Source organism: Synechococcus sp. ATX 2A4 (assembly GCF_024346375.1).
Lineage (GTDB): Bacteria > Cyanobacteriota > Cyanobacteriia > PCC-6307 > Cyanobiaceae > MW101C3.
Genome location: NZ_JAGQCV010000006.1, coordinates 16740 through 30416, shown reverse-complemented (window position 1 = coordinate 30416; position 13677 = coordinate 16740). Strand labels below are relative to the sequence as shown.

Annotated in this window: 14 protein-coding genes and 2 tRNA genes; 10 read left to right on the top strand and 6 right to left on the bottom strand. The window is 67.4% G+C overall.

Features of this window, described 5'->3' with window-relative positions; translation table 11 throughout:
* Window positions 1-14: 14 nt before the first annotated feature.
* Both KBY97_RS07045 and ebsA read right to left on the bottom strand, forming a co-directional pair.
* Window positions 15-1124 (bottom strand): phosphotransacetylase family protein, encoded by a 1110-nt coding sequence (locus KBY97_RS07045; protein ID WP_255145986.1) that lies wholly within the window; start codon window positions 1122-1124, stop codon window positions 15-17.
* Between the two features lie 36 nt (window positions 1125-1160).
* Window positions 1161-1574: a type IV pilus biogenesis protein EbsA gene (gene ebsA / locus KBY97_RS07040; protein WP_399217445.1), complete on the bottom strand. Its 414-nt coding sequence runs from the start codon at window positions 1572-1574 to the stop codon at window positions 1161-1163.
* Window positions 1575-1671: 97 nt separating this feature from the next.
* Between ebsA and KBY97_RS07035 the strand changes: the two genes are divergently transcribed.
* Entirely contained in the window at window positions 1672-2403 is a 732-nt protein-coding gene (locus KBY97_RS07035) for an NAD-dependent epimerase/dehydratase family protein (RefSeq protein ID WP_255145984.1), read from the top strand.
* Between the two features lie 4 nt (window positions 2404-2407).
* Here KBY97_RS07035 and map read toward each other — a convergent pair whose 3' ends face one another.
* Entirely contained in the window at window positions 2408-3337 is a 930-nt protein-coding gene (gene map, locus KBY97_RS07030) for a type I methionyl aminopeptidase (RefSeq protein ID WP_399217443.1), read from the bottom strand.
* Between the two features lie 53 nt (window positions 3338-3390).
* On the opposite strand from map, the gene KBY97_RS07025 reads away from it, so the two are divergent.
* The 7 genes from KBY97_RS07025 to gltX all read left to right on the top strand — a co-directional run bounded on the left by KBY97_RS07025 (window position 3391) and on the right by gltX (window position 6929).
* Window positions 3391-3741, top strand: a complete 351-nt coding sequence (locus KBY97_RS07025; protein WP_255145983.1) for a peptidase — start codon at window positions 3391-3393, stop codon at window positions 3739-3741.
* A gap of 42 nt (window positions 3742-3783) precedes the next feature.
* Window positions 3784-4263 (top strand): 50S ribosomal protein L19, encoded by a 480-nt coding sequence (rplS, locus tag KBY97_RS07020; RefSeq protein WP_255145982.1) that lies wholly within the window; start codon window positions 3784-3786, stop codon window positions 4261-4263.
* A 60-nt stretch (window positions 4264-4323) separates the two neighbouring features.
* Window positions 4324-4396 (top strand) — tRNA-Trp (locus KBY97_RS07015).
* Between the two features lie 36 nt (window positions 4397-4432).
* Complete coding sequence (locus tag KBY97_RS07010) at window positions 4433-4621, top strand: hyperconserved protein Hcp (RefSeq protein WP_006043540.1); 189 nt, start codon at window positions 4433-4435, stop codon at window positions 4619-4621.
* Window positions 4622-4714: 93 nt separating this feature from the next.
* On the top strand, window positions 4715-5233 hold the full coding sequence (locus KBY97_RS07005) for an NADPH-dependent FMN reductase (protein WP_255145981.1): 519 nt from the start codon (window positions 4715-4717) through the stop codon (window positions 5231-5233).
* 99 nt (window positions 5234-5332) lie between these two features.
* A tRNA-Asp gene (locus tag KBY97_RS07000) sits at window positions 5333-5406 on the top strand.
* A gap of 41 nt (window positions 5407-5447) precedes the next feature.
* A complete protein-coding gene (gltX, locus tag KBY97_RS06995) occupies window positions 5448-6929 on the top strand; it encodes a glutamate--tRNA ligase (protein ID WP_255146173.1) in 1482 nt (493 codons plus the stop codon).
* Here the strand turns inward: gltX and KBY97_RS06990 are convergent.
* Window positions 6861-8153 (bottom strand): cation:proton antiporter, encoded by a 1293-nt coding sequence (locus KBY97_RS06990; protein ID WP_399217492.1) that lies wholly within the window; start codon window positions 8151-8153, stop codon window positions 6861-6863. The genes gltX and KBY97_RS06990 overlap by 69 nt on opposite strands.
* A gap of 85 nt (window positions 8154-8238) precedes the next feature.
* Window positions 8239-8487, bottom strand: a complete 249-nt coding sequence (locus KBY97_RS06985) for a hypothetical protein (protein WP_255145979.1) — start codon at window positions 8485-8487, stop codon at window positions 8239-8241.
* A 210-nt stretch (window positions 8488-8697) separates the two neighbouring features.
* Here KBY97_RS06985 and polA point away from each other — a divergent pair, with 210 nt between their 5' ends.
* The gene (gene polA / locus KBY97_RS06980; RefSeq protein ID WP_255146171.1) at window positions 8698-11679 is read left to right on the top strand and encodes a DNA polymerase I; all 2982 of its coding nucleotides are present in this window, start codon (window positions 8698-8700) and stop codon (window positions 11677-11679) included.
* On the opposite strand, the gene KBY97_RS06975 is transcribed toward polA, so the two are convergent.
* Window positions 11621-11791, bottom strand: coding sequence for a nucleotidyltransferase domain-containing protein (locus tag KBY97_RS06975; RefSeq protein ID WP_255146169.1), 171 nt, complete (start codon window positions 11789-11791; stop codon window positions 11621-11623). The genes polA and KBY97_RS06975 overlap by 59 nt on opposite strands.
* Window positions 11792-12132: 341 nt before the next feature.
* On the opposite strand from KBY97_RS06975, the gene cysS reads away from it, so the two are divergent.
* On the top strand, window positions 12133-13632 hold the full coding sequence (gene cysS, locus KBY97_RS06970; RefSeq protein WP_255145978.1) for a cysteine--tRNA ligase: 1500 nt from the start codon (window positions 12133-12135) through the stop codon (window positions 13630-13632).
* Window positions 13633-13677: the final 45 nt, after the last annotated feature.

The window sequence follows — 13677 nt, the reverse complement described above, 5'->3', positions numbered from 1 at the left end:
CCCCTGCAGGAGCTTCAGGCGCTGATCGGCAGCCGCAGGCGTTCGAACAGACGCTCGAAGCGGCAGTGTTCCTCCACCAGCCGGATGGCATAGGTGGCCTTGACGGATTCGTGCAGACGCACATTGCCGAAGGCCCGCTCGATCACCTCCACGGTGGTGAGGGTGTCGTGCTCCACCTTGAGCAGGGGCACGTCGAGTTCTTCGGCGCGGTTGATCAACTGGGAGAGCGGATCGCCTGCGCCGGTAAGGATGAGGCACTGAGTGGAAGCCTCCAGTGCCGCCAGCTGGATGTCAGTGCGGTCGGCACCGGTGACCACAGCCATGTTGCGCCGACGCCGGAAGAATTCCATGGCGGAATTGACGTTCATCGCCCCGATCGAGAGCGTTTCCACCAGCAGATCAAGCCGTTCGGGGCAGCAGAGCACCTTGGCGCCCAGCCGCTCGACCAGCTCTTCCACAGTGACGCTGCGCAGCAACGGGCTGCGCGGCAGGACACCGAAGACCGGCAGTCCCAGGCGCTCCATGGCGGGCACCTCCTCCTGCAGGAGGGTCTCGACGGCGTCAGGATCAACGGCGTTGAGCACCACGCCGGCCAGACGCTCGCCGAGCTGGTCGCGAGCTTGCAGCAGGGGATCGATGCTGCAGCTGTCGAGCCAGTGGTGCACCAGCACCACCGGGGCATCCAGCCCGTGCGCCAACTGCACCAGGCTCAGCCCATAGAGCAGGCCTTCACTGAGGCTGCCGGAGGCCTCCAGCAGCGTGAGCCCCTCACTGGGGGCGTTGAGGTGATCGCGCAGGGCCTCGAATCCTTCCCCTGAGCCCAGATCACCCTGCAGCAGGCGCTGCCGCGCGGTGGCCGGCTCCAGCAACTGCAGCGAAGGCAGGAGGCAATCCGGCGCCAAGCCGAGGATGGCGCCGACGAAACGCACGTCGTCGTCAATCAAGGGGGCCGTTGGGCCATCGCCGCCCGGGGAAGGCCTGCGATCAAGCCGCAGGCTGGTGGCCAGGGGCTTGCCGAACCGCACCGGCACTCCCATGCGGGCAGCCTGCCTCGCGAGGCCGAGCACCAGCGCTGATTTACCGCTGAAGGGGTGGCACGAACCGATCAGCAGAGTGCTGCTCATGGGGAAAGGTTCGCCGCGGCCAGGGTGGGGAGCAGCCTACGAGGAGACCGGTGGCGGCACCTCGCCAAGGATCAGCCAGCGCCAGAAGGTTTCGGGGAGGTCACCGCCGCCGCTGACGGCCCGGTCTTCGAGAAGGTCCATCAACCAGCCCACGAGGTGATAAGTGGGAACCGTGAAGCTGTAGTGAATCTCGGGGTGATCGGGGAAGGCGAGCTCGCACTGGCTCGGCTGCTGGGGGGCGGCACCGGAGGTCCAGCTCAGTTCGAAGCGGTGCGCCCCGTTCGGGTGCAGCGGGCGCAGCCCATTCACCCGGTTGAGGGCGAGCTGATCAAGGCCGCGCTGCAGCCAACCTTCACGGCTCAATCCACCGCAGTAGGGAGCGAACAGGGCCACCTGGGCGGCTTCCTGGGGGAGGGTGGATGATCCCTGTGCTGTGCCCTCACTGAACACGATTGATGGTGCCTGTCCTCAGAACACAAAGAATGTCCACATACGATCGTACCGGCTGCCACGGTGGTTCGCCCACCACTTCCCCGCAATGAACGCGATGGCTTCCGGATTGCTGCCGCTGCAAGGCAGGCATGTGGCGGTCACCGGTGCCGCTGGCGCCTTCGGCAGCGCCCTGCTGCGCCGCCTGCACGGCCAGGGGGCGCAGCTGATGGCGCTCACCTCCCAGCCCACGGCGGTGGAACTGAGCGATGCCATGGGGCAGCAGATTCCGTTGTCCAGCGTGTGCTGGTGCTGCGGCGCGGAAGCAGCACTGCGCGATCAGCTGCTGGCGGTGGACATCCTGGTGGTCAACCACGGCGTGAACGTGCATGGCGATCGCAGCCGAGCCGCCGTGGAGCGCAGCCTTGAGGTGAATGCCCTGAGCAGCTGGCGCTTGGTGGAGCTGTACCTGTCGCTGCCGGATCCGGCGCCTGACCGCCCGCGACGCGAGCTGTGGGTCAACACCTCGGAAGCCGAGCTGATGCCGGCGGTGAGCCCGCTCTACGAGATCAGCAAGCGGCTGCTGGGTCAGCTGCTCAGCCTGCGCAGCCTCGATCAGCAAGGGCCTCAGGCCTGCCGGATCCGGCGGCTGGTGCTCGGCCCGTTTCGCTCGGCTCTCAATCCCTACGGCGTGATGGGCGCCGATTTCGTGGCCGGTCAGGTGATTGCGCAGGTGCGAAGGGGCGTGGGGCTGGTGATCGTGACCCCCAACCCGCTCACCTATGTGCTGTTCCCGCTGGCGGTGCTGACGCGGGGGCTCTATTTCGGGCTCACCAGCCGCAGCCGCTGAGCGGTCAGAAGTTGCGGTCGGTGAGGATCTCGCAGCCGTCGGAGGTGACGGCGATCGTGTGTTCCCACTGGGCCGAAAGGCTGCCATCCACAGTCACCACGGTCCAGCGGTCGCGCAAAGTACGGCACTGCTTGCTGCCGCCGTTGAGGATCGGCTCCACGGCGAGGGTCATGCCGGGGCGGAGCTTCACGTTGGGCAGATCGTTGGTGCGGAAGTTGAACACCGAGGGTTCTTCGTGCAGGTTGCGGCCCACGCCGTGGCCCGTGTAGTCCTCCACCACGCTGTAGCCGTGGGCTTCGACGTGATCCTGCACCGCACCGGCGATGTCGAGCAGGGTGTTGCCCGCCTTCACCTGGGCCAGGCCCTGCATCAGCGACTCCTGGGCCACGCGGCTGAGCCGACTGGCGTCGTCGGTGCTGGCGCCGACGCACAGGCTCACGCAGCTATCGCCGTGGTAGCCCTCGAAGTAGGCGCCGGTGTCGATCTTGAGCAGATCGCCCTCGCGGATCACCCGCTTGCTGCTGGGGATGCCGTGCACCACTTCGTTGTTGATGCTGGCGCAGATGCTGGCGGGGAAGCCGTGGTAGCCCTTGAAGCTGGGAGTGGCACCCAGTTCGCGGATGCGCCGTTCGGCGTGGCGGTCGAGGTCGGCGGTGGTCATGCCGGGGGCGGCCAGTTCCAGCAGCTCACGCAGCACGGTGGCCACGATCCGGCTGGAGCGCCGCATGATGCCGATTTCACGCGCCGACTTGATCTCCACGCCGCGGCGGCTTTTCTGAATGCGCGGCCCGGCCTGGGTGACCACAGTGGAAGTGGAATCCGACGCCATGCCAACGGCCGCACCGCCGGTGGGCCGAACGGCTGGGCTCTGGCCACTGCCGCCCTGTGCGCTCGATCCTTGGGTGGCGGCCAGCAGATCGGCGAACAGGTTCATCGATGGGTCCTTGACATCTCAGACTCCAAGCTACCAATTTCAACCAGGCACCCATGCAGAACCTGGCGGCATTGCGGCGCTGGCATGCGCAGGTGGCCCCGTTCGTGCTCGCACCGATGCTGCTCACCGTGGCCACGGGCATGGGCTACCGGCTGCTGCGTGACTGGGGCGGCCTCAGCCGCGATCAGGCCCATCTGTTGATGGTGCTGCACGAAGGCGAATGGCTGGGCACCACCGGCAAGACCTTCTATGTGGCCCTCAATGGTCTGGGACTGCTGTGGATGCTGGTCACCGGCGGCGCCATGGTGGCCGGCAAATGGCAGCGGGCTGCCGCCGCCCGACGCCCCGCCGAGGCCACTGCCACCAGCCGCACCGGCAACGACGCGCCAGGGGGGGGCGGATGACCCGGTAAAGTCGTTGTTTGCTCAGGCGTGAAGGAAGCCGGGATGGCAGCGGAACTCATCGAAGACAGCACCAGCGCAACCAGCACTCCCGAAGCGGGCACTCCCTCGGTGGGCACCGCTGAGGCGAGCACCACTGCAGCAACGCCTGCCGTGCGCACCGGCAAGCTCAGCGCCTACGAGCTGATGCGCACATTTGAGTCGGAGCAGCTCAAGAGCGACCTTCCCGAGATCTACGTGGGCGACACCGTTCGGGTGGGCGTGCGGATCAGCGAGGGCAACAAGGAACGCATTCAGCCCTACGAGGGCGTGGTGATCGCCAAGCGCCACGGCGGCCTCAACGAAACCATCACCGTGCGCCGGATCTTCCAGGGCATCGGCGTGGAGCGGGTGTTCATGCTGCACAGCCCTCAGGTGGCCACTATCAAGGTGGAACGCCGGGGTAAGGTGCGTCGTGCCAAGCTCTTTTACCTGCGTGATCGGGTGGGCAAGGCCACCAGGGTCAAGCAACGCTTCGACCGCTGATCCCCCGATTCCCGTCTATCCCGGTGCCGCTCTGCGGCACCTTCTGAGGGTCATCGCCTTGCGCCGTTAGTTCAGTTGGTAGAACGCAGGTCTCCAAAACCTGATGTCGGGGGTTCAAGTCCTCCACGGCGCGCTCGATGGCCCTTCCTGCACTTTTCTGGTTCCGGATATGGAGTTGGATCTACAACCCGGTGATGTGGTCAAGGTTCTGGAGTCGGCCGCACTGGGCTGGGTCCGGGCCCGTGTGATCCGGGTCAAATCCGGTGGCCGCGTGGTCGTTCAGAGTGATCAAGGTCGGGAATTCACCGCCCGTGGCAATCAGGTGCGCCTGATTGAACCGGCTGGCTTTCGCCCCTGAGGGCTCGGTGTCCTCCAAGGCATCAGCTTCCACTGGCAAAGCTTTCACTGGCAAAGCTTGCCCAGCCGCAGCGAACGTGGCGGCCTACCCCCCATGTTGATTCTTGCGGCCAGCAATGGCCACAATCTTGTTCTTGCTTCGCGCGTGGCCCAGGAAGCTCAGCTTCAGGGCCACGTTTGCCATGTGGTGGATTTGGTGGCCCTCGGCCTGCCGCTGTACACCCCTGCGGCCGAAGCGGCTGGCGGCGGTGGCCACCCCGGCGTGGATGAACTGGCCCACCAGCTGCGCGCCCTAGGGCGGCTCTGGGTGTGCGCGCCCGAATACAACGGCTCGCTGCCACCCACGCTCAACAACGCGCTGGCTTGGCTCTCGCGGGGCAGTGGCGATTTTCGTGAGTTGTTCAGCGGTTTACCCGTAGCCCTGGCCAGCCACAGCGGTGGCGGGGGCCAGAAGGTGCTGAGCGCCATGCGCCTGCAGTTTGCCCATCTCGGCTGTTCCGTGCTGGGCCGGGAGCTGCTCAGCAGCGGCCAGAAGCCCGCCAACCCGGCCTCGATCACCGCGATGGTGGCGGAGCTGCACCGGCTGGCACCTGCCGTTGCACCGCCTGGTTGACGACGGGACAGGCGGCAACTGATACTGCCAAAGTCGCCGACGCGACAGCGCACCCCGCACGGGAGCCCGGCCAAGCCGAGCCACCAGTACGGATGAACTGGGACTGTAGTTCAATCGGTTAGAGCACCGCCCTGTCACGGCGGAAGTTGCGGGTTCGAGCCCCGTCAGTCCCGTTTCCAATCCATCCCATCCTCCAGGAGTGAACGCATTGACGGTGAGGGTTCGCCTGGCTCCCAGCCCTACCGGCACGCTTCATATCGGCACCGCTCGCACTGCGGTGTTCAACTGGCTGTTCGCCCGCCACCTGGGTGGAGCGTTCCTGATCCGCATCGAAGACACGGATCGCGAGCGCTCCAAGCCTGAATACACCGCCAACATCCTCGACGGCCTGCGCTGGCTGGGGCTGGAGTGGGAGGAACAGCCGGTGATCCAGAGCGAGCGCATCGAGGCACATCGCGCCGCGATCCAGCAGTTGCTTGCCAGTGGTCACGCTTACCGCTGCTATGCCAGCGAGGCGGAGCTTGCCGAGATGCGCGAGGCCCAGGCTGCCGCCAAGGAGGCACCCCGCTACGACAACCGTCACCGCAACCTCAGCGCCGAGCAGGAGCAGGCCTTCATTGCTGAAGGCCGTGAGGCGGTGGTCCGCTTCCGCATCGATGACGGCGCCACGATTGTCTGGAACGATCTGGTGCGGGGGGAGATGCGCTGGAGCGGCAGCGATCTGGGCGGCGACATGGTGATCGCCCGGCGCGCCGCAGCCGCTGCCATCGGCGACCCCCTCTATAACCTGGTGGTGGTGGTCGACGACGCCGCCATGGCGATCACCCACGTGATCCGCGGCGAAGACCACATCGCCAACACCGCCAAGCAGTTGCTGCTTTATGGCGCGCTCGGGCTCCCTGTGCCGGTGTTCGCCCACACGCCCCTGATCCTCAATAGCGAAGGGCGCAAGCTCTCGAAGCGCGATGGGGTCACCTCGCTCAGCGACTTCCGCGATCTGGGCTACACCGCCGACGCCCTGGCCAACTACATGACCCTGCTGGGCTGGTCGCCGCCGGAGGGCATGGGCGAGCGCTTCAGCCTGGCCGAGGCGGCAGCGGTGTTCAGCTTTGAGCGGGTCAACCGGGCCGGCGCCCGCTTCGACTGGGACAAGCTCAACTGGCTGAATGCCCAGGTGTTGCATGGCCTGCCGGCCGAACAACTGCTGGAGCTGCTGGCGCCGCGTTGGCAGGCCCAGGGCTGGAGCTCCCCGTCAGGGGATGCCGCCTGGGAGCTGGAGCTGACCGCTCTGCTGGGCCCCTCCCTGGTGACGCTGCAAGACGGCGTGGAGCAGGCACGGCCCTTCTTCGAGCGCCCCAGTCTCAACGATGAAGCCCGCCAACAAATCGAGAGCGTAGGGGCCAAGCCGGCCCTGGCGGTGGTGCTTCAGGCCCTGGAGCAGGCAGATCCCGGCCAGCCTGCCGGCAACAGCGAGCCCGCCAGTGACAGCCTTGCTGCTGGCAACAGCCTTGCTGCCGATCAGGCCCGGGCGCTGCTGGGGGAGGCCGCCAAGACGGCGGGGGTCAAGAAGGGAGTGGTGATGAAGAGTTTGCGGGCGGCCCTGCTCGGCAGCCTGCAGGGCCCCGACCTAGTGGCCACCCTGCTGCTGCTCCAACCCAACGGCGAGGCCATCGCACGCCTGCAGCGCAGCCTCTGAGCCAACGTCTCTGCCAACCTCTGATCCCGCCTCTGAGCCTGCGGCTGATCCAGCCTCTGCCTCTGCGACAGTCTCAGAGGCGGGTTCCACCAGGCCCAACCGCCGCGCCAGGGGAGCGGCGGTGAACCCCTGCAGGCCCACGGTGAGCAGGATCGTGAGAAACACGAGACCCTTGAGCGCACCACCACCCGGCACCTGCGCCTCGTCGAGGCGCAGGGCAAACAGGCTGGCCACGGCGGCGGTGACGATGCCCCGCGGCGCAATCCAGCTGAGCATGAGCTTTTCGCGCCAGCCGAGCCCAGGCAGGCCCAGGCCCGCCACCTGAATCACCGGCCAGCGGCAGAGCATCAGCACCAGCACACAGACCACGCCACCCAACCCCAGCGGGCTCAGCTCCGACCAGGAGAGATCGGCGGCCAGCAGAGGAAACAACACGGTGATGGCCAGCAAGGCGAGTTGCCGGATCAGGTCATCGAGCTGGCTGGCCCCGCTCTTCAATCGCAGCCCAACCACCACTCCGGCACACACCGCGGCCGGCAAACCGGATTCAGGCAGCAGGGTTTCGCAGCCGCCCACCAGCAGGAACAGCACGCCGAGGCTGAGCTGCAGCGCCAAGGCATCCAGCCGCTCGGAGCCCTGCAGCAGGCGGCGCAACAGCTCGGAGAGCAGCCATCCCGCCAGGCTGCCGATCAGCACGCCGCCGCCCAGCCGCAGCACCAGACGGCCGGCCACCTCCTGCCAGCTGCCGAGATCACCGATGGCAAGCTGCAACAGCAGCAGCGCCAGCACGGCGCCGAGCGGTTCGAGGGCAAGCCCTTCGGCTTCGAGCACATTGGCCAGAGAGGGCCGCAGGCCCATCTGCTGCACCATCGGGGTGACCACCGTGGGGCCGGTGGCGAGCGCAATCGCGCCGAACACCAGGGCCAGCGGCCAGGCCAGACCGGCCAGGAGATGGGCCAGCAGCACCGCCGCCAGGAAACCGAGCACGGCCCGCACCAGCACCACCTGCACGACGGTGCGCTGCAGATCCCGGCCGGCCAGCCTGAGATTGAGGCCGCCATCGAACAGGATCAGGCCCACCAGCAGGCTCACCAGCGGTTCGAGCACCGGCCCGAGCGACTCGGTGTCGACGATGTCGAAGCCGGCCCTGCCGATCGCCAGACCCACCGCCAGCAACAGCACCACCGCCGGCAGACGGCTGAGCTGGGCCAGCAACTGGGCCATCGCTCCGGCGAAGAACGCCTCCCCCCAGATCAGTTCCAGCCTGCTCAAGCGGCCCCCGGCGCCTGAGGCACAACAGCCGGATGGGTCATCGGGAGGCGAATTCCGGCACGATGCGGACGCCGACCACGGAGCTGGGGCGCAGCACCAGGTATTCGCCTTCGAGGTCGTTGATCGGCACATTGACGAAGGCATCGCCGCTGCCGCCGTTGAGCACGCCGCCGTACCACTGCTGGAACGCATCGAGGGTGGCGAAATGGATCACCTGCTGATGGCCGCCGAGAAGCAGGAGATGAATGGTGTAACGGCGGGGTTGGCGTTGGGACTGGGAATCCATGGCGTGCGCGTGCGGGAAGCGACCGGTGGCGCCGCAGCAGGCAGCCGCAAGCTGCGGCCCACGGGGGCTCGCGGAAATCTACGGCGCTCTGCGGGTGCCAGATGGCAGGCTGAGGCGCAGCTGAGGGTGGGGCAGACCGTGGCCAAGGCAACGAACAGTGCGGCTGAGCACGGTCCTGCGGATCAGCGACCGGTGGGGGAGGTGCGGCCCATGCTGCTGTTGGTGGATGGCCACTCGCTGGCCTTCCGCAGCTTCTATGCCTTCGCCAAGGGCGGCGAAGGAGGCCTGGCCACCCGCGATGGGGTGCCCACCAGCGTCACCTACGGCTTTCTCAAGGCCCTGCTCGACAACGTGAAGGGCCTCTCCCCCCAGGGGGTGGTGATCGCCTTCGACACCGCCGAGCCCACCTTTCGCCATGTGGCGGATGCCGCCTACAAGGCGCACCGCGACGAAGCGCCTGAGCACTTCTTCAGCGACCTGGCCAACCTGCAGGAGATCCTGGCTGGCGCCATGGATCTGCCGCTGTGCATGGCGCCGGGCTACGAAGCCGACGACGTGCTCGGCACCCTCGCCAATCGAGCCGCGAACGACGGCTGGCGGGTGCGGATCCTGAGTGGCGACCGCGACCTGTTCCAGCTGGTGGATGACGCGCGGGACATCGCCATCCTTTACATGGGGGGCGGTCCGTACGCCAAGAACGCCGGGCCGACGCTGATTCAGCGTGAGGGCGTGATCAGCAAGCTCGGCGTGACGCCGGAAGAGGTGGTGGACCTCAAGGCGCTGACAGGCGACGCCAGCGACAACATCCCGGGGGTGAAGGGGGTGGGCCCCAAGACGGCCATCGTGCTGCTGCAGGAGAACGGCAGCCTCGATGGGGTGTACGCCGCGCTCGAAAGCCTGGCGGACGCGAAGGACAGCAAGGGAGCACTGAAGGGCGCGCTGAAAACGAAGCTGACGGTGGACAAGGACAAGGCCTACCTGTCGCGGCAACTGGCGGAGATCCTGATCGACATCCCGCTGCCAAGTGAGCCGCGGCTGGCGCTGGGGGAGGTGAACGGCGCGGCGCTGGCCCAGCGGCTGGAGGAGCTGGAGCTGCACAGCCTGGTGCGGCAGCTGGGGGCGTTCGAGCGGGCCTTCTCCGCCGAACCGCCTGCGGATGTGCCTGCGGGTGCCGGTGCGGGTGCGACTGCGGCAACACCAGTAGCAAGGGAAGCGCCTGCCAATTCCCCGCCAGCTGAGATCCCGGGCGAGGCCGAACCAGCTCCAGCGGGGGGGGCGGCGGCGGGATTGCCGGCCCTGCAGCCAGAGATCATCAGCACGGCGGCCCAGCTGGAAGCGCTGGTGGCTCGGCTATGGGCCGCCACGGAGACGGCGGAGCCGGTGGCGCTCGACAGCGAAACCACCGCGCTCAACCCGTTCAAGGCCGAACTGGTGGGGCTCGGCGTCTGCTGGGGGGAAGGGCTGACGGATCTGGCCTACATCCCGCTCGGGCATGAGCCGCCGGTGGCGGCCGATCTGCTCAATGAGCCGGCGGCGGCGGCGGAGCAGTTGCCGCTGGAGGCGGTGCTGTCGGCGCTCGCCCCATGGCTGGCCAGCGACACCCACCCCAAGGCGCTGCAGAACGCCAAATTCGACCGGCTGATCCTGCTGCGCCATGGCCTCAGCCTCGGCGGCGTGGTGATCGACACGCTGCTGGCGGATTACCTGCGCGACGCCAATGCCAAGCACAGCCTGGAGGCGATGGCGGAGCGGGAGTTCGGTTTCACGCCCACGGGCTTCGGTGAGCTGGTGGGCAAGGGCCAGAACTTCGCCTCGGTACCGATCGAGGCGGCGGCGCTCTACTGCGGCATGGATGTGCACCTCACCCGCAGGCTCGCGGCGCGGCTGACAGCGCAGCTGGCGGCGATGGGGCCGCAGCTGAACGCGCTGCTGAAGCAGATGGAGCTGCCGTTGGAGCCGGTGCTGGCGCTAATGGAGGCCACGGGCATCCGCATCGACACCGCCTATCTGGCGGAGCTGAGTGTGGAGCTGGGCGACCAGTTGCTGCTGCTGGATCAGCAGGCCAAGGCGGCCGCCGGGGTGGACTTCAACCTGGCGTCGCCGAAGCAGCTGGGGGAGCTGCTGTTCGACACATTGGGGCTGGACCGCAAGAAATCAAGGAAGACCAAAACCGGCTGGAGCACCGATGCGACGGTGCTGGAGAAGCTGGAAGACGACCACCCGGTGGTGCCGCTGGTGCTGGAGCACCGCGTCTTGAGCAAGCTCAAGAGCACCTACGTGGATGCCTTGCCGCTGCTGGTGGAGCCGGAAACGGGGCGGGTCCACACCGATTTCAATCAGGCGGTGACCGCCACCGGGCGGCTCTCCAGCAGCCACCCAAATCTGCAGAACATCCCCATCCGCACGGTGTTCAGCCGGCGGATCCGCAAGGCGTTCCTGCCGCAGGAGGGCTGGAATCTGATCAGCGCCGACTACTCCCAGATCGAACTGCGCATCCTCACGCACCTCTCGGGCGAAGAGGTGCTGGTGCAGGCCTACAACGACGGCGACGACGTGCATGCGCTCACCGCGCGGCTGCTGTTGGAGAAAGACGTGGTGAGCGCCGAGGAGCGGCGGCTCGGCAAAACAATCAACTTCGGCGTGATCTACGGCATGGGCGCGCAGCGGCTGGCGCGCGAAACCGAGCTGAGCCAGGCGCAGGCGAAGGAGTTCCTGACGCGCTACAAGCAGCGCTACCCGAAGGTGTTCGCGTTCCTGGAGCTGCAGGAGCGCCTGGCGCTCAGCCGGGGCTATGTGGAAACGATCTTGGGGCGGCGGCGCCCGTTCCCCTTCGATGCCAATGGGCTGGGCCGGCTGCTCGGCAAAGACCCCCTGGCGATCGAACTGGAGGTGGCGCGGCGGGCGGGCATGGAGGCGCAGCAGCTGCGGGCGGCGGCGAACGCACCGATCCAGGGATCCAGCGCCGACATCATCAAGCTGGCGATGGTGCGTCTGCACCACGAGCTGGCCAGCGAAGGGCTACCGGCACGGCTGCTGCTGCAGGTGCACGATGAACTGGTGCTGGAAGCCGCCCCTGAGGCCACCGAAACCGTGCGCGCACGGGTGAAGGCCGTGATGGAGAGCGCTGTGCAGCTCAGCGTGCCGCTACTGGTGGAGACGGGCGTGGGGCCGAACTGGATGGAGGCGAAGTGAGCGGCGAGAGCACCAACCTGCCGCATTGGGGACCAACGGCTACGGCATCGACCAGCAGCAGATCCAGATCACTGCCCACCCCGGCGGTGCCGCGTCCATAGCTGCCGAACACCACCGCCCAGGCGGACACTTCAGCCAGCACCTGGCCTGCTTCAGGTCAGCGCATCACGGATTGCGTCAACAAGCGCACGGGCATGGCAAAAGGCGTCGTTGCTCTGGAGACGACCGAAATGACCGGTTGGCGCACCAGCAAAGAGGGCTATCGGGATAGCGGGTGGGGATGTTGAGGGCATCCGGGATCCATAACCGATCCTCCAGATCAGCCACGGCCTGGAGCCCTGCCTAGAGGATGGAGAAGGCCTTGGGCAAACGCAGGCGCCTCCAGCGGGGTGGGACCCTAGGTACCAGCAAAGGTCACGCCCTACGGTGCCGGGACGGACACCTTCGCTCCCCTTGACCCTCAGGCTCACCAACACCCTCACCCGCCGCCTTGAAGCTTTTGAGCCCCTGGTGCCCGGCCAGGTGTCGATCTATTGCTGTGGGGTCACGGTCTACGACCTCTGCCACCTGGGGCATGCCCGCAGCTACATCGCCTGGGACGTGCTGCGCCGGTACCTGCAATGGCGCGGCTATGCGGTCACCTTCGTGCAGAACGTGACCGACATCGACGACAAGATCCTGGCCCGCGCCGCCACCGAAGGCAGCTCGATGGAAGCGGTGAGCGAGCGCAACATCCGCGAATTCCAGACGGACATGGCCGCCCTGGGGATCCTGCCGCCCGATCGCCTGCCGCGGGCCACCCGCTGCCTTGACGGCATCCGCCAGATGATCACCGAGCTCGAAGCCAGCGGCGCGGCCTATTCCGCCGATGGTGATGTGTATTTCTCCGTGCTGAAGAAAGCCGACTACGGCAAGCTCAGCGGCCGCAGCCTCGAGGAGCAGCAGGAGGGGGCCAGTGGCCGCATGGGCGAGGCGGAAGAGGCCCGCAAGCGGCACCCCTTCGACTTCGCCCTCTGGAAAGGGGCCAAACCGGAGGAGCCCAGCTTCCCTTCCCCCTGGGGGCCGGGGCGTCCAGGCTGGCACATCGAATGCTCGGCGATGGTGCGCCAGGAACTGGGCGACACGATCGACATCCACCTGGGCGGGGCGGATCTGATCTTTCCGCACCACGAAAACGAAATTGCCCAGTCGGAAGTGGCCACCGGCCAGGCGCTGGCGCGCTTCTGGCTGCACAACGGCATGGTGAACGTGGGCGGCGAAAAGATGAGCAAGTCGCTCGGCAACTTCACCACGATCCGCGCCCTGCTGAACAGCGGCACCACGCCGATGACCCTGCGCCTGTTGGTGCTGCAGGCCCACTACCGCAAGCCGCTTGACTTCACCGCCGCAGCGCTCGAAGCGGCGGCGACCGGTTGGAAGGGGCTCAATGCGGCCCTGCTGGTGGGCGATCAGCAGGCCGCGGCGCTCGGCTGGCCTGCCGCCACCGCGACCAGCGCCATCTGCGGCAGCGCCCAGGCGGACAGCGTTGACCCAGCAGCTCCGCTGGAGGAGGCTCGCCAGCGCTTCAGCGACGCCATGGACGACGACCTCAACACGTCCGCCGCCCTGGCGGTGCTGTTCGAGCTGGCGCGGCCCCTGCGGTCGCTCGCCAATCGGCTGGAGCGAGGCGATGCCGCCTCCGGCGCCGACGACGACCTGCGCAAGCGCTGGCTGCTGCTGCGGGAGCTCAGCGCTGTGCTGGGTCTGGTGGCGGAGCTGCCTGCCACAGAAGCAGCAGCCCCTGGCGCGGGCGGCCCCAGCGAGGCCGACATCCAGGCGGTGATCGAGGCCCGCCGGCTGGCCAAGGCCAGCAAGGATTACGCCACCGCCGATGGCTTGCGCGACCAGCTGCGCAGCGCCGGCATCGAGCTGATCGACCGCCCCACCGGCCTCACCGAGTGGATCAGGAAGTAGGCGGCCCCGAACGCCTGCGGCGGCGGAATCGGCAGGCTTGAACCC

Coding starts and splice junctions, on each gene's coding strand:
- rplS (WP_255145982.1), top strand. CDS start 3,784: ATGGCAGCGGAACTCATCGAAGACAGCACCAGCGCAACCAGCACTCCC.
- map (WP_399217443.1), bottom strand. CDS start 3,337: ATGAACCTGTTCGCCGATCTGCTGGCCGCCACCCAAGGATCGAGCGCA.
- KBY97_RS07045 (WP_255145986.1), bottom strand. CDS start 1,124: ATGAGCAGCACTCTGCTGATCGGTTCGTGCCACCCCTTCAGCGGTAAA.
- KBY97_RS07035 (WP_255145984.1), top strand. CDS start 1,672: ATGGCTTCCGGATTGCTGCCGCTGCAAGGCAGGCATGTGGCGGTCACC.
- KBY97_RS07010 (WP_006043540.1), top strand. CDS start 4,433: ATGGAGTTGGATCTACAACCCGGTGATGTGGTCAAGGTTCTGGAGTCG.
- KBY97_RS06990 (WP_399217492.1), bottom strand. CDS start 8,153: ATGGCCCAGTTGCTGGCCCAGCTCAGCCGTCTGCCGGCGGTGGTGCTG.
- KBY97_RS07025 (WP_255145983.1), top strand. CDS start 3,391: ATGCAGAACCTGGCGGCATTGCGGCGCTGGCATGCGCAGGTGGCCCCG.
- polA (WP_255146171.1), top strand. CDS start 8,698: ATGCTGCTGTTGGTGGATGGCCACTCGCTGGCCTTCCGCAGCTTCTAT.
- KBY97_RS07005 (WP_255145981.1), top strand. CDS start 4,715: ATGTTGATTCTTGCGGCCAGCAATGGCCACAATCTTGTTCTTGCTTCG.
- KBY97_RS06985 (WP_255145979.1), bottom strand. CDS start 8,487: ATGGATTCCCAGTCCCAACGCCAACCCCGCCGTTACACCATTCATCTC.